The sequence below is a fragment of the Belnapia arida genome (genome assembly GCF_016773205.1).
Classification (GTDB): domain Bacteria; phylum Pseudomonadota; class Alphaproteobacteria; order Acetobacterales; family Acetobacteraceae; genus Belnapia; species Belnapia arida.
In genome coordinates this window covers 494,314-517,589 of sequence record NZ_JAETWB010000001.1, presented here as the reverse complement: position 1 = coordinate 517,589, position 23,276 = coordinate 494,314, and the positions used below count along the sequence as shown (strand labels likewise).

Here is a 23,276-nt window from a genome sequence, read left to right as displayed (position 1 = left end):
TCGGAATGCGGGCGCTGGTGCTGGCGCTCCTCCTCGCCGCGCCCATGGCGTTGGCGCAGGAGGTCCATTGCACGGTGCCGGTGATGGCGCCGGTGATGGACTGGCGTGGCCTTGGCCTTGGGATGCGCTATCCATCCAGCTTCGCGCCCGTCGAAACGACAAGCGATACGGTCCGCTTCGCCAGCCGCGACGGACAGGGCAGCGCTGCGGTGACGGCGATCCCGAACGGGCTGCGGCAGGGCCTCGCCGCGGTGATGGCCGAGGCGAGACAGGACATCACCGGAAACAGTGGCGGCGAGATCACCTACAGCCGGACAAAGGGGAGCTGGTTCGTGCTCTCCGGCTTCATGGCCGGCCGGATCTTCTACCGGCGCAGCCTGGTCTCGACGGATGGAGGATTCATCGGCACGCTCTGGGTCGAGTTCCCGCGCGCGATGAAGCCCTGCTTCGAGGCGGCGGTGACGACGATGTCGCTCTCTTTCCGTGAAACGGGCCGCTAGACCATGATCTGCGACCATGGCCCGGCTTGTTGCCCGATCTGCGCCTTCGAAATTCCACCTCAACCCATCGGGCCTAATCCGGCAGGATCGCGGCGTGAGCAAGGCTGCTGAGCACGTCCATACGCTGGTTGTGGAAGGCCTCGGTCTGGCGGCAATTCGAGAAGAAGGCGAAGGAGACGCCGCTCGTCGGGTCTGCCCAGCAATAGGAACTGCCGACGCCGCCATGGCCGAAGGTGCGGGGATGGCCGATGGTGCCGAGGCCGCGCGCCACCGGCGTCTCACCGCGCGAATGCGGGCCGAGGCCGCGATGCATCGGGATACCCATGTAGTCGTCGATGCGGTCGCCGGTGAAGTTGCGCGTCACGAACTCGATCATGCGCGGCGAGAAGAGCCGGGTGCCGCCCAGCATGCCGCCATGGGCAAGCGTCTGGTAGAAGGCGGCCATGCCGTGCGCCGTGCCGTAGCCGCCACCGCCCGGGATGCCGGCCGCGTGGTGGGCGGCGGTGTTCTCTGCCGCACGGGGGACGAAGGCGCCGTCCTGCTTCGGGTCGTAGATCTCGGCGGCGCGGGGCAGGTCGGCCTCACCCATGCCGATGACGACCTCGCGCTCGAGCCCGAGCGGCATGAGGATGCGCTCGCGGATGACGCTGCGGAAATCCTGCCCGGTGATCGCCTCGACCAGCACCGCGGCCACCCAATGGGCGGCGGTCGGATGATACTGGACGCGGCTGCCGGGGGTCCATTCCAGGGTGAAGTCGCTGACCGCCTGGCGCAGCCGGGCATGGTCGGACCAGCACTCCGACGGCACCATGGCGGAGGGAAATCCGCCCTGATGCGTCAGCAATTGCAGTATGGTGATGCCGTCCTTGCCATGCGCCGCGAATTCCGGAACGTGCTGCGCCACGGGGTCTGAGAAGCGAAGCAGCCCCTCTTCCGCCAGCAGCCAGAGCGCCGAGGCGGTGACGACCTTGGTGTTCGAATACATCAGGAAGAGGGTATCGGCCGTCGCTGCCGTGCCGAGCCGTGCCTCGCCGAAATGGCGGAACAGGGCGAGCTTGCCATGACGCGCCACCGCCACCTGCGCACCGGGGTGGTGCCCCTCGGCGATATGACGCTCGATGATGGCGCAAAGGCGGGCCAGCGGGCGCGGATCGAGGTTCAGCGCCTCCGGATTTGATTCGGGCAGCGGGAAGGCCATGGACATGCTCCCTCGGTTCTTTCCGAGGGAGCCTAGCACCGCCGCCCGGCGATGCTAGTCCGGTTGGATGCGGGCGCGGCGGATGGTCCCGGCCCAGCGCTCGGCATCGGCGCGGATGAGGGCGCCGAGGGCCTCGGGGCTCTCCTTCACCGGCTCCAGGCCAAGGGCGGCGAGGCGCTCGGCGACCTCGGGCTTCGCCAGGACCTGGCCGATGGCGCCGTTGAGGCGGGAAACGATCGCAGGGTCCGTGCCGCGCGGCGCGACAATGCCATGCCAGCCGACCGCCTCGGCACCGGTCATGCCGGCCTCAGCCAGCGTCGGGACCTCGGGCAGGCCCTTGGTGCGCTCGCCGCTCGAGACGAAGAGGCCGCGCATGCGGCCGACGCGGACATGGTCGGTGACCGCGCCGATATTGATGATGACGCCCTGCAGGCTGCCGCCGAGCAGGTCGTTCACCGCGAGCGCCCCGCCGCGATAGGGCACATGCGTCCAGCGCACCTCGGCGGCCGCCTGAATCTGCTCGCCGAGCAGATGGGCGAGGCTGCCATTGCCCGGCGTGCCGACGGCGAGCGGCCCACGGCGGGTGGCGGCCAGGAAATCCTCCAGCGTCTGCGCGCTGCTGTCGGCGCGAACGACGAGGATCTGCGGCACGCGGACGGCGCGGGCGACGGGTGCGAAGCCCTCCACCGGGTCGAAGCTGAGGCCGGGGAAAAGCGTGCGGTTGATGGAGAGGCTGTCGGAGCCGGCGAGCAGCATGTAGCCGTCCGGCTTTGCGCGGGAAGCTGCCTCGTACCCGATATTGCTGCCGGCGCCAGGCAGGTTCTCCACCACGACGTTCTGGCCGAGCACATCGGTCAGGTGCCGGGCGAGCAGGCGGGCGACAATGTCCTGGCTGCCGCCGGCAGCGACCGGGACGATGATGCGGATGCTGCGCTCGGCGGGCCAGGCCTGGGCGAAGGCAGGCGTGGCAAGGCTCGCGGCGGCGAGGGCGAGGAGACTACGGCGGCGCATCATGCGAGTTCCAGTTTACGGCGGAGCAGCGAGAGCGGACGGTCGGCGCCTTGCGCGGCCTGGTAGCCGACGCGGATGGCATCACGCGAACGAGTCCAGGTGGCGGGGTCGGTGCCCTCGGGGACCTCGACAGTGGTCACACCGCAACGAAGCAGCATGGCGTAGTGGTCGGGGATGATGTGGCCGGTCGCGCGGATCTCACCAGTGAAGCCGTGGTGCTCACGCAGGCTCCGGGCCTGGGTGAAGGCGCGGCCGTCCTTCGGCTTCGGCATGCGCACCGCGACGAGGGCCAGGCGGTCGAGGAAGGGGGCGATCTCCTCCGGCTGCGTCTCGGGCGCGACGGCGACGCCGAGCGGCGCGTTGCGGCCGGCAAGCGCCGCGGCCTCGGCCCGCAGGCGGTCGAGGCTGATGATCGCCGGGCCGTCGGGGAGCGGGGCGTCGTCCTCGATGCTGGTCCAGTCGTCGGGCCGCAGGCGGCCATCCTCAAGCAGGGGCATAGAGGGCGTCCTTGAAAGGCGTCACGCCGACCCGGCGGTAGGTATCGATGAAGCGCTCGCCCGGCACGCGATGGGCGATGTAGGTGGTGATGAGGGTCTCCACCGCATCGACGATGGTGTCGTAGGAGAAGGCGGGCCCGATCAGCTCGCCGATCGCGGCGTCGTTGGTCGCCGAGCCGCCGAGGGTGACCTGGTAGACCTCCTCGCCGCGCTTATCGACGCCGAGGATGCCGATATGGGCGACATGGTGGTGGCCGCACGCATTGATGCAGCCGGAGATGTTGATGAAGCACTCGCCGATGTCGTGCTGGCGGTCGAGCGAGGCGAAGCGCTCGCTGATGCGCTGGGCGATGGGGATGCTGCGGGCAGTGGCCAGTGCGCAGTAGTCCATGCCCGGGCAGGCGATGATGTCGCTGATCAGGCCGATATTCGGCGTCGCCAGGCCTGCGGCGCGGAGGCCCCCCCAAAGTGCGTACAGGTCTTCCTGGCGCACATGCGGCAGAACGAGGTTCTGCACATGGGTGACGCGGATCTCGCCGAAGGAGTGGCGCTCGGCGAGGTCGGCGACGGCCTCCATCTGGTCGGCGCTGGCGTCGCCAGGGATGCCGCCAATCGGCTTCAGCGAGATGGTGACGGAGGCATAGCCGGGCTGCCGGTGCGCGCGGACGCTGGCCGAGGCCCATTGGCGGAATTCGGGATCAGCGTGGAGCGCCTGGTCCTCAAGCGAGGCAAAGGGGGGTGGTGCGAAATGCGCCCCGATGGCAGCGACGATCTCCGGGTCGAGCCGGTACCTGTCGCGCGGCATGCGCTCGTATTCGCGCTCGACCATCTGCGTGAACTCGTCGCCGAGGTCGCGGACAAGGATCTTGATGCGCGCCTTGTAAATGTTCTCGCGCTGGCCTAAGGCGTTATAGACGCGCAGCACGGCTTCCATATAGGCGAGGAATTCGGCCTCCGGCACCCAGTCGCGCAGCTTGCGGGCGATGATCGGGGTGCGGCCGAGGCCGCCGCCAGCATGGATCTCGAAGCCGACCTCGCCGCGCTCGTTGCGCTTGGCCAGCACGCCGACATCGTGCACCTGGGCGGCAACGCGGTCGTTGGGGCTGCCGGTGATGGCGATCTTGAACTTGCGCGGCAGCCAGGTGAATTCCGGGTGCAGCGTGGACCACTGGCGGAGGATCTCGGCGTAGACGCGCGGGTCCACCACCTCATCCGGCGTGGCGCCGGCATATTCGTCCGTCGTGGTGTTGCGGATGCAGTTGCCGCTGGTCTGGATGGCGTGCATGTCCACCTCGGCGAGCGCTTCCAGCATCGCCGGCACGTCCTCCAGCTTCGTCCAGTTGAACTGGATGTTCTGGCGGGTGGTGAAATGGCCGAAGCCGCGGTCCCAGCGTCGGGCGATGCGGCCGAGCTGGCGGAGCTGGGCGCTGTTCAGCAGGCCGTAGGGGATCGCCACGCGGAGCATGTAGGCATGGAGCTGGAGGTAGAGGCCGTTCATCAGCCTGAGCGGCTTGAACTCGTCCTCGGTCAGCTCGCCCGCGAGGCGGCGCTCGATCTGGCCTCGGAACTCCGCGATCCGCTCTTGCAGGAATTCGCGGTCGATCTCGTCATAGCGGTAGGTGCGGGCGTGGGGCGGGTAGGTCAGGGCATTCATGCTCAGGCGGCCTCGGCTGCGACGCTCGGGCCCTGCACGCGCAGGCGCTCGCGGAATTTCAGGGGGGTGGGGCCGGCAAGATCGACCTCGACGGCATAGACCCCGACGACATGCTGGTCGCGCTCGCCTTGCCGGGCGAGGGCGAGGCCCGTCTCGGCGGCCTCGGGGGCGAAGGGAACGGTCTCGGTGATAGCGTCGCGCCAGAGGCCCGCAGTGCCGAGCCAGACCACGCGGCCGTCGCGCAGGCGGTTGGCGGTGAAGACCACGGGGGCCGTGGCGGGGCGGGCCTTCGCCTTGGTGCTCATCGAGGGGATGTCCTGCGCGGCGGGGGTGTTGCCTGGTATTTAACGACCAGAAGCGTGGGCAACAAGTCACAGGCTGTAGATTTGCGCGATGAAATCTCGTGTTTTCACGCATTGCGATTGTGATTCCTGCTGCATCGTCCGGTGCAGGAAGGCCGTTTAGGCTCGGGGCGTGAGCCCTTTTCTTCGATTCGCGCTGGCCGGTGCGGCCGCCACCGCCGCCGGCAACGGCTTGGCGCGCTTCGCCTATGTGCCGCTCTTCCCGGCCATGGTGACGGCGGGATGGGTGGATGGCGGCCAGGCCGGGATGCTCGGAGCGGCGGCGCTGCTCGGCTACCTCGTCGGAATACTGGGCGGGCGTGGGGTGGCGCGGCGGTTGGGCGTGCCGGGGCTCCTTGATTGCGGCATGGGGCTGGTGGTGCTGGCGCTCGCGGCCTGTGCCTGGAATGGCGGCTTCGCTTGGTTCGTCGTCTGGCGGACCTTGGCCGGGATCGGCGGCGGGTTGCTGATGGCCCTGGCGGGACCGGCAACCCAGGCCTCGGTGGCGCCGGAGTGGCGGGGGGCAGCCGGGGGTGTCGTCATCTCTGGAGTCGGGCTTGGCATTGCGACCGGGGCCGTGGCGGTGCCGGCGCTGCTCTCGGGCGGATTGCCGGCGGCCTGGCTGGGTCTGGCGGGGCTGGTGCTCGGCCTCTGGGGCTTCGCCCATTCTCGCTGGCCGCACATGGTGCTGACCGGCGAGGCGGCCGAGGCGCCGCCGCGGGCCCAGTTGCTCACCGCGACCTATGGGCTGCACGCGGCCGGGATGGTGCCGCCGATGGTGTATCTGGCGGATCTCGCGGCACGCGGGCGTGGATTGGGCCTCGGGATCGGCGCGGCGGTCTGGCTGGTCTTCGGCCTGGCCGGGGTGGCGGGCGGCATCCTCTCCGGCCGGGTGACGGACCGGATTGGCGGGCGCCGCGCCTTGGCGATCTGGCTCGCGGTGCAGTCCCTGGCCCTGGCCCTGGCTCTGCCGCCCTGGCCGGTGCTGGTGCTGCCGGCGGCCGCGGCGGCGGGCTTTGCCGCGGTCGGGGTGACGGCGGTGACGCTCACCGTCTGCCGGGACGTGGCAGGGGCGCGGGCGACCGGGCTCTGGGTACGCTGCACGGCGGCCTTCGCGGTGATGCAGACCCTGGTGGGATTTGGCCTGGCGGCACTTTTCGCCGCGACGGGGGAGAGCCACCTGGCGGTCTTTGCCGCAGGGTTCGGCTTCTCGCTCGCAGGCCTCGCGGGGGCAATGGGGTTGCTGCGGAAAGCGGATAGAATGGTGGCCGGCTGATCCCTGAGGGAGGTTCCATGCGTCGCCTGCTGCTGCTTGCCGTCTGCTTCGGCTCCCCGGCACTGGCCGAGGAGCTGCCGGTCCGGGCAGTGACCCTCTCCAATGCCGGCCTCGCCGAGATCGAGCGCGGCGGGCGGCTGGAAGCCGGGGCGGCGATCACCTTCCGCGTCCCGGTCGAGGATGTGGACGATGTGCTGAAGAGCCTGGTGCTGCGCGACCCGGCCGGGGTCGTCGAGGGGCTCCGGCTGCCGGCGCAGGAGATCGAAGCGGAGGCCTTCCGCGGCCTGCCGCTGAAGCCGGCGGATTTCGAGAACCGGGCAAGCCTGTTGCGGGCGCTGCGGGGGCAGGTGGTGGAAGCAGGGGGCAGCACGGGGCGGCTGACCGATGCCGAGGAGGCCGAGGGCGGGCTGCGCGTCTCCCTACTCAGCGAGAAGGGGCTCAGGCTGCTGCTGCTGCGCGAGGGGGAGGAGGTAAGCCTCACCGATGCCGGCCTCGCAGCGCGTATTGCCCGGGCGGCGGAGGCGCTGGCGGCGGCCCGCGCGGCGGATGAGCGGCAGGTGGAGATCCGGCTCCGGGCGGATGCGGCACGGGAGGTTTCCTTCGCCACGGTGACCGGGGCGCCGCTCTGGAAGTCCTCCTATCGGCTGTTCCTGCCGGAGGCGTCGGGCGAGGCCGGGCTGCAAGGCTGGGCGGTGGTGGAGAACCGCTCCGGGGTCGATTGGACGGGGGTGCGGCTCTCGCTCGTCTCCGGCAATCCGGCCGCCTACCGGCAGGCGCTTTACACGCCGATTCGGGTGGAGCGGCCGGAACTGCCGGTGCGGGCGGCGGAGCAGGTGCGGGCAGCGGCGGATACCGGGCCACTGCCGCGGCCGCCTTTGCCAGCACCGGCCATGGCCCAGGCGCCTGCCATGCGCGCCATGCGGATGCAGCCCGAGGCGGCCCCCGCGCCGATTGCCGCGGTGTCGCAGGCGTTGGCGGAGAGCGCGGCCGGGCGGGTGGCCTTCACCCTTCCCTCCCCCGTCTCGATCCGCGGCGGGGAGACGGCGAACCTGCCCTTCCTTGAGGCGCGGCTGCCGGCGGAGCCGGTCTGGTGGGTACAGGAAACCGGCGCGCGCAACCCGCTCAGCGCGGTGAATCTCCGCAATGCCGGTGCGGCGGTGCTACCGGATGGGCTGGCGGCGGTCTTCGACGCAGCCGGGGCCTATCTCGGCGATGCGGAGCTGCGGACGGTGCAGCCGGGCGAGCAGCGGCTGCTGGCCTTCGCCCGCGACCGGGACGTGGCCATCACCTCCAGCGCCTCCAGCGCGGAGCGGCCGATCGGAGTGGCGTTGCGGCGCGGCGTCGTCGTGCTCAGTGCTCTCCAGCGGGAGGAGGTGGCGCTGGCCGTCGACCCGCGCGGGGCGAGCGGGCGGATGGTGATCGACCTGCCGCGGAGAGCCGGGGCGCGGCCGCTTTTCCCCGTCGCCGCCGAGGGGGATTTCGGCCTGCGGACGGAGGCAGCGCTGGAGGGCCAGCCTGCTGTGCTGCGCTTCGCCTGGGAGCGGGAGGGACGGACCGAGGTGCCGATCCTCGACCAGGGGCTCGGCGACCCGGTGCTGCTGCGCTGGCGGGAAGTCGATGTGGAGGCAAGTCTCCGGCGCCTGCCCGGCGGCACGGCGAGCCTCGAGACGCTGCGCGCGGTGCTGGAGCGGCTGCCGGCGGAAGCGCCTGGGCGGCCGGCGCTGGAGGCGGTCGTTGCCGGACTGGGCGAGGCGCGGCGGCTGCTGGACGTGGCACGGGGCGTGATCCGGCAATACCAGGTGGCGGAGGCGGCACTCGGACGGGCGCGGGCCGCCGCCGAGGACCGCACCGGCGCGGAGCGGGAGGAGGCACGGCGGCGGCTCAACCAGGCGAGCCTCGCCGCCGAGCGCGCCGGAGCGGTGGCCGATGCGGCCTGGGAGGCTTGGCAGCGGCAGGTGGCGGAGGTGCTGGGGCGGACAGGCTAGGGATCACATCCCGCCGGCGCCGGCCTCCTGGGCCCGGCGCGGCCGGGCACGGCCCAGCCAGGCCGCCACCGCGACCATCGCCATGCCGAGGCCGGCGGTAATGGCGACCGCCGGCAGCGTCACATTTGCGACGGCGACGGCGAACAGCGCCCAGAGCAGCGCGCCGGCATACCAGAGGTCGCCCCGGCTCCGTCGCAGCACGGCGCTGCCGATCCAGGCGGCGAGCAGGACCAGCCCCATCGCCACCAAGGCCGGATCGGTGCCGCCCCAGGTCACGCCCTCGGTCGCCGCCGCACCGGAGAGGTTGACGATGCTGGCGGCTGAGACCCAGCCGGCCAGCAGCCCGAAGAGCGGCCGGGCAATCCAGCGCCAGCCGGCACCCTCCGCCGGCAGCGCGATGGACCGGAAGAAGGCCATCAGCGCCGCGGCCAGCAGGGCGAGGATGATCGCCAGCAGGTGCCAGCCATTCGGCGTCAGCTGCGCCACGACCATCCAGAGCAGCATCAGCGCGAAGGCTCCCGCCGCCGGGCCGCGCAGCCGGGCAAGGCGGGGGTCGGCGCGCTGCGCCGGGAGCATCTGCCAGAAGCCCCAGGCCAGGGCGAGGGCGAAGATCGGCCCCCAGATTGAGAAGGCATAGGGCGCCGGTACCACCGGCGTGCGGATGCTCTGCATCGCCCAGAGCGGATGGCCGGTGCCGATGAGGCGCGCCAGGCCGCCGGCGAAGGGCAGCAGGGCCGGAAGGAGCAGGTTCAGCAGGGCGAGGATTCGGGGCATGCTCGGCACTCTGGCAGGGGACCGGGACGGATGCAGCAGCGGGCCGAGGCCGATCCTTTCCTCGCCGAAAGGCCGCGGCTGCTGGCCCTCGCCTACCGTATGCTCGGCGCTACCGGCGAGGCCGAGGAGGTGGTGCAGGAGGCCTGGATTCGCTGGCAGGGCGCCGGGGACATCGCCGATCCGGTCGCCTGGCTGGTGACGGTGGTAACGCGGCTCTGCCTCGACCGGCTGCGGCGTGGCGCGGCAGCGCGGCGGCGCGGCGCAGCTATCCCGGCCCCTGGCTGCCGGAACCCTGGCTGGAGGAGGTGTCGGCCCCGGCCGAGAGCACGGCCCCCGACCGCCGGCTCGACCGGCTGGCCGACCTCTCCATCGCCTTCCTGCTGCTGCTGGAGCGGCTCTCGGCGCCGGAGCGCGCGGCCCTGTTGCTGCGTGACGCCCTCGGGGCGGACTACGTGGTGATCGCCGCGGCGCTCGGGCGGACGGAGGCGGCCTGCCGGCAACTGCTCCACCGGGCGCGGGAGCGGCTGCGGGAGGCCGGGCCGGCACGCCAGCCGGCAAGCCCGGCGGCGCACCGGCGGCTGCTCGGGGCCTTTCTGGCGGCGGCGCGCTCGGGCGATGCGGCGCGGCTCACCCGGCTGCTGGCCGAGGATGCGCGGCTACTGACCGATGGCGGCGGCAAGGCGCGGGCCGCGCTCAATCCGATCCTCGGCGCCGGCAAGGTGATGCGCTTCGCCCTCGGTGTGCGGCGGCGGTTGCCGGCAGGGATCGAGGCGCGGCCGGTGGCCTTCAACGGCCAGCCGGGCTTTGCCCTCTTCCTCGACGGGGCGCCCTGGGGCGCGCTGGGTGCCGAGGTGGCCGGCCGACGCATCCGGGCGCTCTACCTGATCCGCAATCCCGACAAGCTGCGAGGATTTTGGCCGGCCGCCGTCACAAGCGACGGGGCCAGTGCGTCCTTGAGACAGCGGGCGGTGCTGCCGCCCGCCGAACCGAAGGGACGCATCGATGAGCCAGAGACTGAACCCGCCTGAAGCCAATCCGGCCCTCTACAAGGCCCTGATCACGCTGGAGATGCAGATCCGGCAAAGCGGCCTGCCGCATGGCTTGATGGAACTGGTGAAGACCCGCGCCTCGCAGATCAATGGCTGCGCCTTCTGCATCCACATGCACAGCGCGGATGCGTTGAAAGCAGGCGAGACACCGCAGCGGCTGCTGCTGCTCTCGGCCTGGCGCGAGAGCTCGCTCTATACCGCACAGGAGCGGGCGGCGCTCGCCTGGACAGAGGCGTTGACCCTCCTGCCGCAGACCGGTGCGCCCGACCCCGACTATGCCGCCGCGGCGGAGCAGTTCTCGCCGGCGGAGCTGGTCGCGCTGACGACGCTGATCGGGATGATCAACCTGTGGAACCGGCTGGGCGTCGGCTTCCGCCTGGAACACCCCAGGAGCTGATGCGGAATGGGCCAGGACCCGCGACCCGGCCACCGGGGTGGCCGGTGCGGTGGCAGGACGGGCGGGGATGGCCGATGGCAGCACGGCCGCTACCGACATCGAGGCATTGCGAAGCGGAGCTGAGGCGCCGCCTCGATCCCGCCGCCAGCATCCTCGGCAGGGTCAACCTGCACCTTCACCGCGTGTTCGACGTGCGAGAGCCAGCAGCGCGAACAGGGACAGCGCCGTGAGCGAGCCGGACAGCAGGAGCGCGGCGTGCGGCCCGAGCGAGTCCAGCACCAGCGCGAAGACGAATGGCGCCGCCGCCTGCAGCAGGCGTGCCGGGGCGGCCAGCAGCCCCGTCCGCAGCCCGTAACCAGCGGGCCCGAACAGCGCGAGCGGCAGTGTTCCCCGCGCAATGGTCAGCAGGCCGTTGCCAGCGCCATGCAGCAGTACGAAGGGGATGGCGGCAGTCGGGCCCAGGAAGGCCAGCAGCGCCGCTCCGACGGGATGCAGGCCTGCGGCGAGCTGGGCCGTGACGAGGGACGACGCCCGCCGCAGCAGCGCGAACTCCGCCATGCGGGCGGCGACCTGCGCCGGGCCGACCAGCGACGCCGCGAAGATCGCCGCGGCCGGCGCCGCGCCCAAGGCCTCGATGATGCGCGGCAGGTGGGTGGCCATGGCCGTCGAGACGAAAGCGGTCGCCGCGAAGACGGCCGCCAGGATGATCATGGTCCAGGGCACGCCGCCGGGCGCGGCCTCGGTGGGCGCGACGGCGGGCGCAGGCGGCGGCGCCTTGGCGACGAGGAAGCGGTTCATCGGCAGAGCCACGGCCAGGTGCAGGACGGCCCAGGCCAGGCAGGCACCGCGCCAACCCAGGACGTCGATCATGAGGGCGCTGGCCGGCCAACCCACCGTGCTGGCGAATCCGGCGAGGAGGGTGATCCCGGTAATCGCGTTGCGCGCCTCGCGTCCGTAAAGACCGGTGACCGTGGCGAAGGCGGCCTCGTAGAGGCCGAACCCCATGCCGACGCCGATCACTGCCCAGGCGAAGGCCAGCGTGATGGGCCCGGACGCCAAGGCCAGCAGTGCCAGCCCGGCCGCGAAGACGATGTTGGATGCCGCCAGCACGTCACGGCCGCCATAGGCGTCGATGAGTCGCCCGGCGGTCGGGCCAACCAGACCGGAGAGCAGCAAGGCGCCGGAGAAGATGCCGAAGAACCAGGCCCGCGACAGGCCCAGCGCCTCGCAGACCGGGTCGGCGAAGACCGCCGGGAGGTAGTAGGTAGAGCCCCAGGCGAGGGTCTGCGTGACGCCGAGGGTAGTCGTGACCACACCCCGGCGCCGCGAGAGATCCGCGGCCATCATCTGCGCTCGTACCAGCCCCGGGTCCGCATCACGATGTGCACGACGGAGAGCATGACGGGCACCTCGACCAGCACGCCGACCACGGTTGCCAGTGCGGCGCCGCTCTCGAAGCCGTAGAGCCCGATCGCGACCGCGACGGCAAGCTCGAAAAAGTTCGAGGCGCCTATGAGCGCGGAGGGCCCGGCAACGCTGTGGGCCGATCCGCACTGGCGGTTCAGGACGTAGGCGAGGCCCGCGTTCAGGTAGACCTGGACGAGGATGGGCACCGCCAGCAGCAGGATGACCAGCGGCTGCGCGAGGATCTGCCCGCCCTGGAAGCCGAATAGCAGCACCAGCGTGGCCAGCAGCGCGACCAGCGACACCGGATGCAGCGCCTTCAGCGTGCGCTCAAGCGCCTTGCCGCCTGAAGCGACCAGCGACCGGCGCCAGACCTGCGCCGCAGCAAGGGGCAGGACGATGTAGAGCCCAACCGAGAGGATCAGCGTGTCCCAGGGCACGGTGATGGCGGAAAGGCCGAGCAGCAGGCCGACCACGGGCGCGAAGGCCACGAGCATGATCGCGTCGTTCAGCGCGACCTGCGACAGGGTGAAGTTGGCGTCGCCGTCGGTCAGGCGCGACCATACGAAGACCATGGCCGTGCAGGGCGCGGCCGCCAGCAGGATGAGCCCCGCGATGTAGCTGTCGACCTGGCCCGCGGGCAGCCACGGCCGGAACAGCCACCCGATGAACAGCCAGCCCAGCAGCGCCATGGAGAAGGGCTTCACCAGCCAATTGATGCCGACTGTGACGGCGATGCCGCGCCAGTGGCGCGCGACCTGCCCCATGGCCGCGAAGTCCACGCGGAGCAGCATCGGCACGATCATCGCCCAGATGAGCAGGGCGACCGGGATGTTGACCTGGGCCACCTCCATGCGGCCGAGCGCCTGGAAGGGGCTGGGCAGCAAGGCGCCCAGGGCAATGCCGACGACGATGCAGAGGGCAACCCAGAGGGTGAGATAGCGCTCGAAGGTGCCCATGGCAGCCTTTCGGCGCCCGATGGCGGCCTCGCCTTCGGCAGCCGCGCTCATGCCGCCGGATCCTTGGCGACGCGGTGCCCATCGGCGTCCACCACCGCCTCGCCGTCCTCCTTGGCGAAGGCGCCGCGCTGCGGATTCGGCAGGATCTCGAGGACGGCCTCGGACGGCCTGCAGAGCTTCACGCCAAGGGGCGTCACCACAATCGGGCGGTTTATGAGGATGGGATGCGCCATCATGGCGTCGAGCAGTTGGCTGTCGGTCAGGGACGGGTCGCTGAGGCCGAGTTCCGTGTAGGGGGTGCCCTTCTCGCGGAGCACGTCGCGCACCGGGATGCCCATGCGCCGGATAAGGTTGGCCAGCACCTCCCGGGCCAGCGGGGTCCTCAGGTACTCGATGACCTTCGGCTCCTCCCCGCTGTTCCGGATGAGGGCCAGGGTGTTGCGGGACGTCCCGCAATCCGGGTTGTGGTAGATCGTGACGGTCATTCCGCGGGCTCCACAGGAGAGCAGGCACAGGCCGAGAGCGCCGGAGTGCAGACCTTCGGGTGGCCCTGGCAGCAGTCGCGCATCAGAAAGGCGATGAGGCCGGAGAGGGCTTCGTAGACGGCCGAGTAGCGGATCGATCGACCCTCTCGCCGCGACTGGACCAGGCCAGCCGCCTCGAGGTGGGTGAGGTGGAAGGACAGGCGCGAGGAGGTGGCGCCCATGGCGTCCCCGATCGCACCGGCGGCCATGCCTCCTGGCCCGGCCGTCACCAGCAGGCGCACGATCCTCAGGCGGGTCTCCTGCGACAGGGCGCCGAGCGCATCGAGTGCTTGCATTTCATCCATGACGGCTCAATAACTCAAGAGAGGTTGAGATAAAAGAGGTCACGATGAACGCGCCTGTCCTCCCGGTGAACATCGGCTTTCAGGGCGACGCCTCGTTGGGCGTTGTACTCGACGCTTTGCTGCCCTATGGGGCGCGCCGGCTGATCATCAGCTATGACGGGCGCCAGACCGGGGGCGGCTACCACGTCACCGAGGTGAAGGCGGGCTCCTTCGTCACCCTCGACTGCGGCGGCAACCCGGATGCCTGGCGGGAGACGATCTTGCAGGTGGAGGACCTGCCCGCTTCGACCGAGAAGCCGGACCCCTTGGAGGTCGGCAAGTTCCTCTCCATCCTGGAGAAGGTGGCAGCTCGGGTGAACCTTGAGCCGGACAGCCGGCTGACCTTCGAGATCGGGCCGCCCGGCCGCCCCATGCAGATCTTCGACGTCGATGCCATCCGCGTCGAGGCCGCCAGCGTCGTCATCGAGCTGGGTCCCAGGCCCGCCGTCTGCAAGCCGCGGCACCGTGCCGAACAAGACGCCAAGTCCGGCTCAGCCTGCTGCAAGCCGCAGGGCGGATGCTGCTGACGCCCGCGCCGTTTCTACAATTCTTTGAAAGAATCACCTTTGCCGGCAGTTCGTCAAAGGCATGCCGCCACCCGTGAGGGCGTGCTGGAGCAGGAGCGCACTCCTTCCGATGCGGATCATGCCTTGCTGATGCCGCAGCGGCATTCGTGGTCGCGCATCAGCTCGGACGTTTCAAGGATGGGGCCCGACAGGTGTGGCGGCCGCATCTTGCCTATGCGAGGCGAACCGCTCGACCATGGTTGCGCTCGCCTCGTTCAAGCCGGCGATCCGCACTTTATGTCCGTGACGCCGCCCCTTGAGCACGATCCGGTCCAGCGCGCTGACGGCCGAGGTATCATAGAAATGGGCGTCGCTGACGTCGATGACGATCTGCTCCACCGGCTCCAGCAGGTCGACCGCGTCGAAGAAGGTGCCTGCGGAGGCGAAGAAGATCTGGCCTTCCACCTTGTAGGTGCGAACCCTCCTGTCAGGCGAAAGTTTTGAGGTGACGCGGCTCAGGCGGGACACCTTGCCGGCAAAAAACGCCCGAAAGCAGCACTCCGACCAGAACGCCCTTGGCGAGGTCGGCCGTCGCCACGACGGTCGCCAGCATCACCACAGAGGATGGCAGGGGTTGCTCCGTAGCCGCACGATGGAAGCCCAGCAGACGGTGTTGATCGAGACCATGATCATCGCCGCCGTCAGTGCCGCGACCGGCACGATGGCGAGCAAATCCTGGAAGATGGACAGCAACGCCAGGAGAAACACGCCGGCGGTGAGGGCCGACAGGCGACCGCGGTTTCTGGAGGACACGTTGATGACCGACTGACCGATCATCGCGCAGCCTCCCATGCCGCCGAAAACGGCCGAGGCCATGTTCGCGGCGCCCTGGCCCATGCATTCCCGGTTCTTGTTGCTGGGCGTGTCGGTCATGTCGTCGATGATCTGCGCCGTGAGCAGCGATTCCAGCAGGCCGATCGCGGCCAGCGTCAGCGACACCGGAAGGAGGATCTGCAAGGTGTCGAGCGTCATCGGCACGTTGGGGAAGCCAAAGCAAGGCAAGCTCGATGGCAGCTGACCGAGGTTGGCGACCGTCCGCACGTCGAGGTGGAGTGAGGTGGTTAAAGCCGTCAGGACCGCAATAGCGACCAGTGGCGAGGGGACGGCACGGGTGAGACGCAGAAAGCCGTAGATGATCGCTAGGCCGAGTGCATGAGTCCGTAGGTTGCCGCCGAAACGTCGACCAGTTGGGGGAACTGAACCAGGAATATCAAGATAGCCAGCGCGTTGACGAAGCCCATCATGGCAGATTGGGACACGAACCGCATCAGCCGTCCCAATTTAAGAATGCCGGTCGGAATTTGAAATATGCGCATCAGGATGGTGGCGGCAAACAGGTACTGCACCCCGTGATCACGCACGAGGCCAGTCACCAGGACCGCGGTCGCGGCCGTCGCCGCGGAGATCATTGCCGGGCGGCTTCCTGTGAAGGCGATGACGCAGGCGATGGCCACGGAGGCTTAGAGGCCGACCTTGGGGTCGACGCCAGCGATAACGGAGAAGCCGAGCGCCTCCGGCGTCAGGGCAAGGGCGACGACGAGGCCAACAGGATATCGCTGCGGGTATTCGAAAACCACCCACGCAGTGGAGAACGCATGTGTCCCATAACGAGAGGGGTCTGCATTGGACATGGAGAGCTCGCCGGGTGGCGCTGGGCTATCCTCGAATGTCGCATGCGTTGTCCGGCGGATCAGCGGCCGGAAGAGCCACCCGGATTTGCACCGGGTCCGTACGAATGAGGCAAAAGTAGCCGTAACCATGCTGCATTGCAACCTAGCGGCTGCTAGCGATTGGATCGCGCAAATGCTGCCAACCGACCAAAGCTTGCAGACCGTGCAGCTGACAGACCGCCAACGCTGCCGTGAGCCAAATCGTACCGTAAGCAGACTTGTGATTATGAATGGGAAAGCCGTTCGCTTAACGTCATCCGATCATGACATCCGCGCCGCCATAGTCCCTGATCTCCTGTCGCCCTGACGCGCCGCTTGCGGCTCAGGGATACATGCGTCCCGCGCTTCGCGGGATGGATGGCCGCACCTTCTTAAGCCGTTGCTCGCCTGAACCTCATGCCCGCATGAGGTGAGCCGCACGGAGTTTGGCTTGATGTCCATGATTCCGCTTCCACCGCAGCCCGTACGCGGCTCGGCCCTGCCTTCTGCATTCATTGTCGTCCCCGTCTCTCCAACTTTCCATCTGGCGCTGCCGACCCCAGGCATAGACGCCGATGCTGGCGGGGCCCGGCACTGCACAAAAGTGGACGTGCCCACCACCAGCCTCCAATCCGAACCGCTTCCCATGATTACCTTTGCGGAGGCGTTGGCTGATGCATGATCCATCTAAGTCGCCAGGCATTCCCGCGGCGGACAAAGGCGCACCGGCCACGACGGCCATTGCGCCAACGTGGCGCAGCTACCTGGCCGCTTTCCTGGGCTCGCTCGCTGCAATGTTTGCGCTCTTCTACGGTGCGCTACTTGGCCTGTCGGCGACCGGTAACCTGCCTCCCCCGGCCCTCACGAACTCGCTTTGCATCGATGAGAAGTTCGCGTCGATGCGGCAGCATCGCCCCGAGGCCCCGAACATGCTGGTGGTTGGATCCTCGGTCGCCTGGCGCCACTTCGATGGCGATACCATGAGACGTGCGGCACCCGAAGCAGTGCCCTTCAATGGCGGCATGTGTGGCCGCAGCATCAACCAGACCGGCTACGCCACGGAATGGTTACTCGGCCACTTCAAGACGGTGCGGGACGTGCTGCTCATCGCGTCGCCGCAGGATTTCAACAGTTGCCCAACGTCCTCGACCGCCTTCTTTGACCGCACTGACGTGGATGACTACGTCTTTGGACGGTCAACTCCGTGGCTTTTCTATACCCGCTACTTCTCCATGGTCTCCCTGGTGCGCAATGCCCTGTCCATCGCCGGTAAGCGCTCGGGGGCGGACAGGAACGACCCATTGGTCTTCGACAGGTATGGAAGCGGCCCGCTTGGAGGCGACGGCGTCAGGGGCACCCTGCTCTACGGCAAGGTCGCCGAGGCAGATCCTGCGTGCCTCGAAGCGCTGTCGCAGTTGGCAGCGAAGCTGCGGCAGGACGGTCGCCGCTTCATGGTCGTCTCCACGCCCATTCATCCGGAATGGAAAAGGCTGCACGATCCCGCGGGCGAGTACCTGGCCCGCTTCAACGCCGCCCTGCAAACCGCCCTGGCTGGAAGCGGTGCGGAATACTGGGACAGCAACTCCTCATCATCGGTTGAGGCGAGCGACTTCTTCGATGCAATCCACCTGCGTTGGGCCGCAGTGCCGGAATTCACCGGCGACCTGGTAAAGGCTTTCCATCTCGACCGTGGTGTCGCCGGGGTGGCGACGGCGACTGTTCAGGGGGGCGCGTGATGGCCAAGGACTCCGCTCCGGCCTGGAGGCTCCGCCGCTACGGCATCGTCGCTCATGCCAGCGACGGCGCGATGGAGGTGAATCCGCCCCGGCTGCTCGCCTGGGCAAAGGAGGAAGACACCAACCAAAGGCACCTCATGGGGCTGAGGAGCTTCTTGTGCATCTCTGGAATGTGGTCTCCGGCGCGGGATCAGCGCTGGTGATCCGGCATGCCTCGCCGCGGGTTGCGTGAGCCGTGATGAGGCGCGACCCTGAACATGCCAAGGCAGCACCTGCCGAGCCGAAGGCGAGGAAGAATAAGCTTGGCAGCCCACGGCTTCGGCCTTGTAGCGCCGAGACGGGCAAGACAGCTCGTGCGGCCCGGTCAGCGGCCGCCACGCAGCGCGCGATGGAGGTGCTGCCATACCTCGAAGTCGCGCAGCGTGGCGGTGCCAACACATTGCAGCAACTCGCCGACGCGCTCACTGCCCGTGGCGTGCCTACGCCACGTGGAGGAGAGCGATGGTTCCCTGCACAAGTCCGACGATTACTGCAGCGTACAATCCACCCGTCAGCCTGACTGGAACTGGAAGGACCGCAGCGGAAGGTCGTTCGGGCGCCTTCCGTTGCCAGCCCTTTGTCAGCCGTGCGGCCCGGCCTGGCGCGACGCCTTGCGGACCGATGCATCAGACGGCCCAGCCTCGGGCACCGAGCCGTCACCGCCGATCAGCGCCTGCCAAAGTCGATCGGTGTCCGCCGGCACCCAGACCGTCGCACTCTCGCTGTTGCCGAGGGTGACCGGCATCATCCCGGCACGCGGCGGCTGGCCGGGCTGAGGATCGAGACGGGTGAAGGTGGTGTTCTCGCCGCCTCCGCTGATGATCACGTGGCCGCCGCCGATGATGTTGCCGTGCGGACCCGGGCCGTAATCAATCGCCCGATCCTCATTGGAACCAATGATGCATGGATAGTATGGTTGCGCCGCGGATGGAGCGGGCAGCAGGCCGAGGCAGAGCGCAGCCAATGCGCAGTGCGAGGCGCGAAGCCTTGGCGCCATTCGGATGAGGGGCGTGCGAACCGTGACGGGGCGGGCGATGTCGTCCATGACGACCTCCTTCTGGTTGACGGAGGGAGACTGGACGGGCCGCGCAACCCGCCGATGTCGGACGGGCGCCTTTCGGCTACCTCGGTAACTCCAGGCCCGATGCAGGCGGTGCAACAGCCGAGCAGGATTGCCGAGTCGACTGCACGGGCCGCGCGAAGCTGCGACGCAACGCCGAGGCCAGCTCTTCGGCCCGTAGCGGCCAGCCTATGCAGTCGACGCCGGCCATCCGCGATGCGCCCGCGAGGATGATCGGCAGCATGGGTGCCACACGGTGGATCGCCCTGGCCAGTTCCGACGTGCCCTCCGGCAGCAGTGCGGCTTCGAAGCGATCGGGTACGTCGCGCAGGGCCTCCAAGGCGGCCGCCGCGGCGCGAAACCCCCGTGGCTCGTATCCGAGTACGGCGAGGAGTTCCTCCTCGCGCGATAAACGGTCATCGTCATGCAGCAGCAACACCAATCCGCCTTCGCCACGAGGCATTTCGCGCCGTGCCGCCTCCGCGGCGATGGCGCGCGGCAGCCACACCTCGAAGCAGCTTCCCTGCGCCGGAGCGCTCCGCACCGCGATGCCGCCATCATGGGCCAGCACGATCTCCCGCACCGTCGCGAGGCCAAGCCCGTTCCCTGCCTGGCGCGTGGTGAAGAAGGGTTCGAAGATGCGGACGAGCGTCGGCTCGTCCATGCCTAGCCCCGTGTCCAGCACGCGGATGAGGATGTAGTGATCGGGCCTAAGTTCGCCTAGCCGAAGCGCCAATCTTGCATGGAGCGTGCGCGCCTCGACCTCGATCGTCACCTCCCCTGCGCCGCCCATCGCCTGCGCGGCGTTGCGGCAGAGATTTACGATGACCTGCTGCAGTTGTGTCGCATCGCCGCAGACCATGGCGGCCTCGCACGGCGGCTCGACAATCAGCTGCATATCCGTGGGAAGCATGGCTCGCACCAGCGCCGCCGTCTCCGTAAGGAAGCTGTGGACATCCACCTCGCCCTGCGGCTTCGGCTGCTGTCCTCCGAATGCGAGAATGTCGGAGGTCAGGTCGCGCGCGCGCTCCGCGGCACGGCGAATGTCGGCGATTCGCGCGGTGGAAGGCTCGGCCTGCGCCATCTCGGTGAAGCCGAGTATGGCGCCGATGATGTTGTTGAAATTATGCGCGATGCCGCTGGCGAAGGTACCGAGCATCTGCATCTGCCGTGACTGCGCCTCGCGCTCGGCCAGGCGCGTCCGCTCCGCTTCCAAGCAACTCCGGGTTGCGAGGTTGAGGACCACGTCGAGCGCGAGTCCGAGCGATGCAAGCTCCTCTTCCGACGGCACACGCCCGGGACGCGTCACGTCGCAGCCGAGCACGGCCGCAATGCCGTCCTCCAACCGACGCACTGCCGCGAAACAGGCGTATGGCCCGTCCGGCATGTCGCGCAGCCCGGGATGACCAGGAAGAAGGTGAAGCGTGCCCGTCGCCGAAGGCGAATAGAGGCCAGCCACCACGAGCGCGGCCTCCTTCCAGCCCGACGGCAGTGCCTTGCCATCCTCCGTCCAAAGATGCGCATGGGACGGTTCACCCGCGATCACCAGATAGGCACGCTGCGCGCCAAGGCGCCGGGCGATCTCTTCCAGCGCCTTGCCAAGGCTCGCATCCGACTCACCCTGGCTGGTGCCGACCAGCCGAGCCGAGAGGCGAGCCAGCATGTGTTCGAAGGCGACGTGACGCTGCATGGCGAGCGACCTGGCGCGCAGACGCACACCCAGCAGCAGCAAGCCGCCCAGCAGCAGAACCGCGCTGACATAGAGCAGCAGCCGGTAACGCCGCGCTACAGTCTCCTGCGCCTCGCGTCGGGCCTGCACCTCTGCGGCGATCGCGTCCAGCACCGGCCCGCTCGGGTTGGCGAAGAGATCGCGCAGCAGCCCGTCCGCGCGGGGCAGCATGTCGAGCAGCAGCCAGCCATGCGCGAGCAGGGCTGCTGTCGGCTCGATTTCACTGACCGGCATGGCCTGCCGGCGCATATCGACAAGGCCACGCCGCACCTCATCGAGCACGGGCGCCGAGGTGTCGAGTGTCAGGTGCAGGATCGCAGAGCCGAGCCTGCCGGCCCCAGCCAAGGGCGCGCCGCCATCGGACGGGGCAGAGAGGCGGGCTGTCAGGCGTCCGAACTGCGCCAGCGAGTTCTGCAGCAGCGCATTGGCACTCTTGCTTGCCTCGACCAGTGCTTCCTGCCGGAGGCGCCAAGCTTCCAGCCGCTCGACATGCGCGGGCGCGGTGAGCTCGCGCAGGCGCACGATTGCGGCCTGGACTTGCCCCTCGGTGCGAACGAGGGAATCGTAGTCGCGCAGAAGTCCGACGCGGGCGGAGAGCAGGTCACGCCGCATGGCCACTTCGGCCAGTTCAATCTCGTCCAGTAGCTGCATGGCCGTGTCGAAGGGCCGCGCGTCTACAGCGAAGCCCCCCATGAGCAGCCAGGTGAGCAGAAGCAGCATCGCCGCCACGCCGGAGAGGAGGCCGGCTTTCACGGTGGAGAGGCAAGCGGCGTGCCGCGATAGCTGCCGGTCAGCGTGCGCAGGAAGGCGATGATGGAGGCGATCTGCCCGTCGTCCAGAACGAGGTTGAGCTGAGCGAGCCCCATGCCGCGCACCGCCTCTTCGAGCGTGGCCGCGCTGCCATCGTGGAAATAGGGCGCGGTCACGGCGACGTTGCGCAGGCTCGGCACGCGCAGGATTTGCGGCTCAGGCGTCGCCAGCGCGTGGAAGATGCCATGTCGCTGGAAAAGGTTGCCGCCGACATTCGCGCCCTGGTGGCATGCGGTGCAGCCCACACTGCGAAACAGCGCATAGCCTGCTTGTTCCTCCGGCGTGATCGCCTCGGCCTCGCCGGCGAGCCATCTGTCGAAAGGGCTTCCCGGCGTGACAAGGCTGCGCTGATAGGCCCCGAGCGCGTCAAGCAGCGCTTCCTTGTCCGGGGGACGGCGGTAGGCTTCGTAGAAGGCCGCGACGGCGAACGGGTCTGCGGATAGGCGCTTCACCACCATGTCGGGGCTCGCGCCCATGATGGCGGGGCTGCGGAGCAGGGTTTCGGCATGCGCTTCCAGGCTGCGCGTGCTTCCTTCCCAGCCGAAGCGGAAGCTGAAAGCAGCGTTGAACACCGTGGCGGTATTCAACGGCAGCTCCTGCCCGTCCAATCCCAAGTCGCGCCGGTTCGCCGTGGCGCCGTTGGTCCGCAGGTCGTGGCAGGAGGCGCAGGCGCGCGAGCCGTCGCCGGACAGGCGTGGGTCGGCGAAAATACGCTCCCCAAGCGCGCGCCGGCGCTCTTCGACAGCCATTGGCCGCAGGACGCCGATGGGATGCAGACGGCCTGTTGCTTCGGCCGCCGCAGGGCGGGGCGGAACCTCCCTTTCCAGGCCGCGGCTCATCAGGATAGCGGCGAGCAGTAGCGCAGCGAGCGGCACGCTGGCCAGACGCAACGCCACGCGCATCACACCCGGATGACCGGCACATCGAAGATGTAGCCAATGCCGCGCTCGGTGCGGATCATGCCAGCCGCTCGGCCAGCATCGAGCTTGCGCCGTAGCCGCAGCACCTGCACGTCGATGCTGCGGTCGAAGACATCCTCGTGCAGATGCGTTGCCTGCAAGAGGCTCTCGCGGGAGAGCGGCCGGCCAGGCGCGTCGACGAAGGCGCAGAGCAGCGCGTACTCACCCTTGGTAAGGCGTACCTCGGTGCCGTCGGGCGCGGTAAGGCGGCGGAGGCGGCGGTCCAGCATCCAGCCTTCGAAGCGGTGCCGCACCGCTGCGCGCCGGGGGCCGGGGTGTGTGGATTGGCGGCGCAACACCGCGCGGATGCGTGCCAGCAGCTCTCGCAGGCTGAATGGTTTGGTGACATAGTCGTCGGCGCCGAGCTCCAGGCCAATCACACGATCCACCTCGTCCCGGCGCTCGCCAGTGACGATGATGACGGGAATGTCGGAGCGCGCTCGAATCTCGCGCAGCAGGTCGAGCCCGCTCTGCGCGCCCAGCCGCAGGTCGAGCACCACAAGCGCCAGATCGTCACGCGCGAGCTGACGCTCCACATCTGGTCGCTCGACCGCCTCCATCGCGTTCAGGCCGCTATCGCTCAGGAAGCTCACGATCATCCCGCGCATGTCGGGGTCGTCGTCTACGACAAGGATTCTTGGCGACCAGGAGGCGGGCCCGGTGCTGGTGGGGTCGCTTTCGAGCTTTTGCAACATCATCGCGGTATCGAGCATCATTCTGCCGTTTTCATAATTGCCATGGGCGCCAGCCTGGGCCGGCCCTGCTGCGCGTGCCGCCCGCCGGCCACGTGACCGGCCGACGGATCCGGCTGTGGC

Annotated in this window: 22 protein-coding genes, 2 pseudogenes and 1 other annotated feature; of the genes and pseudogenes, 9 read left to right on the top strand and 15 right to left on the bottom strand. The window is 69.0% G+C overall.

Translation table 11 applies throughout. The features are described 5' to 3' along the window. Nucleotides 1–17 precede the first annotated feature (17 nt). Complete coding sequence (locus JMJ56_RS02640; RefSeq protein WP_202830043.1) at nucleotides 18–500, top strand: hypothetical protein; 483 nt, start codon at nucleotides 18–20, stop codon at nucleotides 498–500. Between the two features lie 73 nt (nucleotides 501–573). Here the strand turns inward: JMJ56_RS02640 and JMJ56_RS02635 are convergent, their stop codons facing one another. The 5 genes from JMJ56_RS02635 to JMJ56_RS02615 are packed head-to-tail and all read right to left on the bottom strand — an operon-like array spanning nucleotide 574 to nucleotide 5,165. Then, nucleotides 574–1,698, bottom strand: coding sequence for a serine hydrolase domain-containing protein (locus JMJ56_RS02635; protein ID WP_202830042.1), 1,125 nt, complete (start codon nucleotides 1,696–1,698; stop codon nucleotides 574–576). A gap of 54 nt (nucleotides 1,699–1,752) precedes the next feature. Further along, nucleotides 1,753–2,712: a Bug family tripartite tricarboxylate transporter substrate binding protein gene (locus JMJ56_RS02630; RefSeq protein ID WP_202830041.1), complete on the bottom strand. Its 960-nt coding sequence runs from the start codon at nucleotides 2,710–2,712 to the stop codon at nucleotides 1,753–1,755. Then, nucleotides 2,709–3,206, bottom strand: a complete 498-nt coding sequence (locus JMJ56_RS02625; RefSeq protein ID WP_202830040.1) for a DUF934 domain-containing protein — start codon at nucleotides 3,204–3,206, stop codon at nucleotides 2,709–2,711. The genes JMJ56_RS02630 and JMJ56_RS02625 overlap by 4 nt, the downstream gene beginning before the upstream one ends. Next, a complete protein-coding gene (locus tag JMJ56_RS02620) occupies nucleotides 3,193–4,860 on the bottom strand; it encodes a nitrite/sulfite reductase (protein ID WP_202830039.1) in 1,668 nt (555 codons plus the stop codon). Before JMJ56_RS02620 ends, JMJ56_RS02625 begins: the two co-directional genes overlap by 14 nt. 2 nt (nucleotides 4,861–4,862) lie before the next feature. Next, nucleotides 4,863–5,165: a DUF2849 domain-containing protein gene (locus JMJ56_RS02615; protein ID WP_202830038.1), complete on the bottom strand. Its 303-nt coding sequence runs from the start codon at nucleotides 5,163–5,165 to the stop codon at nucleotides 4,863–4,865. A 169-nt stretch (nucleotides 5,166–5,334) separates the two neighbouring features. On the opposite strand from JMJ56_RS02615, the gene JMJ56_RS02610 reads away from it, so the two are divergent. Further along, nucleotides 5,335–6,477, top strand: a complete 1,143-nt coding sequence (locus JMJ56_RS02610) for a YbfB/YjiJ family MFS transporter (RefSeq protein ID WP_202830037.1) — start codon at nucleotides 5,335–5,337, stop codon at nucleotides 6,475–6,477. A 17-nt stretch (nucleotides 6,478–6,494) separates the two neighbouring features. Then, nucleotides 6,495–8,462 carry a DUF4139 domain-containing protein gene (locus tag JMJ56_RS02605; RefSeq protein WP_202830036.1) on the top strand — a complete coding sequence of 656 codons (1,968 nt, stop codon included), beginning with the start codon at nucleotides 6,495–6,497 and terminating at the stop codon, nucleotides 8,460–8,462. 3 nt (nucleotides 8,463–8,465) lie between these two features. Here the strand turns inward: JMJ56_RS02605 and JMJ56_RS02600 are convergent, their stop codons facing one another. Beyond that, nucleotides 8,466–9,236, bottom strand: a complete 771-nt coding sequence (locus tag JMJ56_RS02600; RefSeq protein ID WP_202830035.1) for a hypothetical protein — start codon at nucleotides 9,234–9,236, stop codon at nucleotides 8,466–8,468. Here JMJ56_RS02600 and JMJ56_RS35450 point away from each other — a divergent pair. From JMJ56_RS35450 to JMJ56_RS02590, 3 genes and pseudogenes are all read left to right on the top strand, one after another. Continuing rightward, a pseudogene (locus tag JMJ56_RS35450) lies at nucleotides 9,147–9,464 on the top strand (sigma factor); the annotation flags it as partial. The gene JMJ56_RS02600 and the pseudogene JMJ56_RS35450 sit on opposite strands and share 90 nt — an antisense overlap. 77 nt (nucleotides 9,465–9,541) lie before the next feature. Further along, the gene (locus JMJ56_RS02595; protein WP_202830034.1) at nucleotides 9,542–10,264 is read left to right on the top strand and encodes a sigma factor-like helix-turn-helix DNA-binding protein; all 723 of its coding nucleotides are present in this window, start codon (nucleotides 9,542–9,544) and stop codon (nucleotides 10,262–10,264) included. Beyond that, nucleotides 10,239–10,682, top strand: a complete 444-nt coding sequence (locus JMJ56_RS02590; protein WP_202830033.1) for a carboxymuconolactone decarboxylase family protein — start codon at nucleotides 10,239–10,241, stop codon at nucleotides 10,680–10,682. The genes JMJ56_RS02595 and JMJ56_RS02590 overlap by 26 nt, the downstream gene beginning before the upstream one ends. Before the next feature lie 162 nt (nucleotides 10,683–10,844). Here JMJ56_RS02590 and JMJ56_RS02585 read toward each other — a convergent pair whose 3' ends face one another. Genes JMJ56_RS02585 through JMJ56_RS02570 form a run of 4 tightly spaced genes read right to left on the bottom strand, consistent with a single transcriptional unit; the run spans nucleotide 10,845 to nucleotide 13,874 of the window. Then, entirely contained in the window at nucleotides 10,845–12,029 is a 1,185-nt protein-coding gene (locus JMJ56_RS02585) for an MFS transporter (RefSeq protein WP_202830032.1), read from the bottom strand. After that, complete coding sequence (gene arsB / locus JMJ56_RS02580) at nucleotides 12,026–13,096, bottom strand: ACR3 family arsenite efflux transporter (RefSeq protein ID WP_236037391.1); 1,071 nt, start codon at nucleotides 13,094–13,096, stop codon at nucleotides 12,026–12,028. Before arsB ends, JMJ56_RS02585 begins: the two co-directional genes overlap by 4 nt. Continuing rightward, nucleotides 13,093–13,530: an arsenate reductase (glutaredoxin) gene (gene arsC / locus JMJ56_RS02575; protein ID WP_202830031.1), complete on the bottom strand. Its 438-nt coding sequence runs from the start codon at nucleotides 13,528–13,530 to the stop codon at nucleotides 13,093–13,095. Before arsC ends, arsB begins: the two co-directional genes overlap by 4 nt. After that, nucleotides 13,527–13,874 carry an ArsR/SmtB family transcription factor gene (locus JMJ56_RS02570; RefSeq protein ID WP_202830030.1) on the bottom strand — a complete coding sequence of 116 codons (348 nt, stop codon included), beginning with the start codon at nucleotides 13,872–13,874 and terminating at the stop codon, nucleotides 13,527–13,529. Before JMJ56_RS02570 ends, arsC begins: the two co-directional genes overlap by 4 nt. A 44-nt stretch (nucleotides 13,875–13,918) precedes the next feature. Here JMJ56_RS02570 and JMJ56_RS02565 point away from each other — a divergent pair, with 44 nt between their 5' ends. Continuing rightward, entirely contained in the window at nucleotides 13,919–14,440 is a 522-nt protein-coding gene (locus JMJ56_RS02565; protein ID WP_236037390.1) for a DUF6428 family protein, read from the top strand. A 171-nt stretch (nucleotides 14,441–14,611) separates the two neighbouring features. Here JMJ56_RS02565 and JMJ56_RS02560 read toward each other — a convergent pair. Next, nucleotides 14,612–16,076 (bottom strand): annotated as a pseudogene (locus JMJ56_RS02560) (SulP family inorganic anion transporter). Between the two features lie 79 nt (nucleotides 16,077–16,155). Further along, nucleotides 16,156–16,211, bottom strand: a sequence feature (sul1 is cis-regulatory element that is thought to sense ions involved in sulfur or methionine metabolism; They are found in Alphaproteobacteria). Nucleotides 16,212–16,802: 591 nt separating this feature from the next. Between JMJ56_RS02560 and JMJ56_RS02555 the strand changes: the two are divergent. Then, the gene (locus tag JMJ56_RS02555) at nucleotides 16,803–17,864 is read left to right on the top strand and encodes a hypothetical protein (protein WP_202830029.1); all 1,062 of its coding nucleotides are present in this window, start codon (nucleotides 16,803–16,805) and stop codon (nucleotides 17,862–17,864) included. Further along, entirely contained in the window at nucleotides 17,864–18,067 is a 204-nt protein-coding gene (locus JMJ56_RS02550) for a hypothetical protein (RefSeq protein ID WP_202830028.1), read from the top strand. Before JMJ56_RS02555 ends, JMJ56_RS02550 begins: the two co-directional genes overlap by 1 nt. Nucleotides 18,068–18,483: 416 nt before the next feature. Here the strand turns inward: JMJ56_RS02550 and JMJ56_RS02540 are convergent, their stop codons facing one another. From JMJ56_RS02540 to JMJ56_RS02525, 4 genes are all read right to left on the bottom strand, one after another. Continuing rightward, nucleotides 18,484–18,948: a hypothetical protein gene (locus tag JMJ56_RS02540; protein WP_202830026.1), complete on the bottom strand. Its 465-nt coding sequence runs from the start codon at nucleotides 18,946–18,948 to the stop codon at nucleotides 18,484–18,486. A gap of 76 nt (nucleotides 18,949–19,024) precedes the next feature. Then, nucleotides 19,025–21,445 carry a DAHL domain-containing protein gene (locus tag JMJ56_RS02535; RefSeq protein WP_202830025.1) on the bottom strand — a complete coding sequence of 807 codons (2,421 nt, stop codon included), beginning with the start codon at nucleotides 21,443–21,445 and terminating at the stop codon, nucleotides 19,025–19,027. Next, nucleotides 21,442–22,404: a cytochrome-c peroxidase gene (locus JMJ56_RS02530; RefSeq protein ID WP_202830024.1), complete on the bottom strand. Its 963-nt coding sequence runs from the start codon at nucleotides 22,402–22,404 to the stop codon at nucleotides 21,442–21,444. Before JMJ56_RS02530 ends, JMJ56_RS02535 begins: the two co-directional genes overlap by 4 nt. Further along, a complete protein-coding gene (locus JMJ56_RS02525) occupies nucleotides 22,404–23,177 on the bottom strand; it encodes a response regulator (protein ID WP_236037389.1) in 774 nt (257 codons plus the stop codon). The genes JMJ56_RS02530 and JMJ56_RS02525 overlap by 1 nt, the downstream gene beginning before the upstream one ends. Nucleotides 23,178–23,276 lie beyond the last annotated feature (99 nt).

Excerpts from the sequence above, each read along its gene's own strand:
- JMJ56_RS02635 (WP_202830042.1), bottom strand. The coding sequence starts at position 1,698 with ATGGCCTTCCCGCTGCCCGAATCAAATCCGGAGGCGCTGAACCTCGAT.
- JMJ56_RS02630 (WP_202830041.1), bottom strand. The coding sequence starts at position 2,712 with ATGATGCGCCGCCGTAGTCTCCTCGCCCTCGCCGCCGCGAGCCTTGCC.
- JMJ56_RS02625 (WP_202830040.1), bottom strand. The coding sequence starts at position 3,206 with ATGCCCCTGCTTGAGGATGGCCGCCTGCGGCCCGACGACTGGACCAGC.
- JMJ56_RS02620 (WP_202830039.1), bottom strand. The coding sequence starts at position 4,860 with ATGAATGCCCTGACCTACCCGCCCCACGCCCGCACCTACCGCTATGAC.
- JMJ56_RS02615 (WP_202830038.1), bottom strand. The coding sequence starts at position 5,165 with ATGAGCACCAAGGCGAAGGCCCGCCCCGCCACGGCCCCCGTGGTCTTC.
- JMJ56_RS02605 (WP_202830036.1), top strand. The coding sequence starts at position 6,495 with ATGCGTCGCCTGCTGCTGCTTGCCGTCTGCTTCGGCTCCCCGGCACTG.
- JMJ56_RS02600 (WP_202830035.1), bottom strand. The coding sequence starts at position 9,236 with ATGCCCCGAATCCTCGCCCTGCTGAACCTGCTCCTTCCGGCCCTGCTG.
- JMJ56_RS02590 (WP_202830033.1), top strand. The coding sequence starts at position 10,239 with ATGAGCCAGAGACTGAACCCGCCTGAAGCCAATCCGGCCCTCTACAAG.
- JMJ56_RS02585 (WP_202830032.1), bottom strand. The coding sequence starts at position 12,029 with ATGATGGCCGCGGATCTCTCGCGGCGCCGGGGTGTGGTCACGACTACC.
- arsB (WP_236037391.1), bottom strand. The coding sequence starts at position 13,096 with ATGAGCGCGGCTGCCGAAGGCGAGGCCGCCATCGGGCGCCGAAAGGCT.
- arsC (WP_202830031.1), bottom strand. The coding sequence starts at position 13,530 with ATGACCGTCACGATCTACCACAACCCGGATTGCGGGACGTCCCGCAAC.
- JMJ56_RS02570 (WP_202830030.1), bottom strand. The coding sequence starts at position 13,874 with ATGGATGAAATGCAAGCACTCGATGCGCTCGGCGCCCTGTCGCAGGAG.
- JMJ56_RS02565 (WP_236037390.1), top strand. The coding sequence starts at position 13,919 with ATGAACGCGCCTGTCCTCCCGGTGAACATCGGCTTTCAGGGCGACGCC.
- JMJ56_RS02555 (WP_202830029.1), top strand. The coding sequence starts at position 16,803 with ATGCATGATCCATCTAAGTCGCCAGGCATTCCCGCGGCGGACAAAGGC.
- JMJ56_RS02550 (WP_202830028.1), top strand. The coding sequence starts at position 17,864 with ATGGCCAAGGACTCCGCTCCGGCCTGGAGGCTCCGCCGCTACGGCATC.
- JMJ56_RS02540 (WP_202830026.1), bottom strand. The coding sequence starts at position 18,948 with ATGGACGACATCGCCCGCCCCGTCACGGTTCGCACGCCCCTCATCCGA.
- JMJ56_RS02530 (WP_202830024.1), bottom strand. The coding sequence starts at position 22,404 with ATGCGCGTGGCGTTGCGTCTGGCCAGCGTGCCGCTCGCTGCGCTACTG.
- JMJ56_RS02525 (WP_236037389.1), bottom strand. The coding sequence starts at position 23,177 with ATGATGCTCGATACCGCGATGATGTTGCAAAAGCTCGAAAGCGACCCC.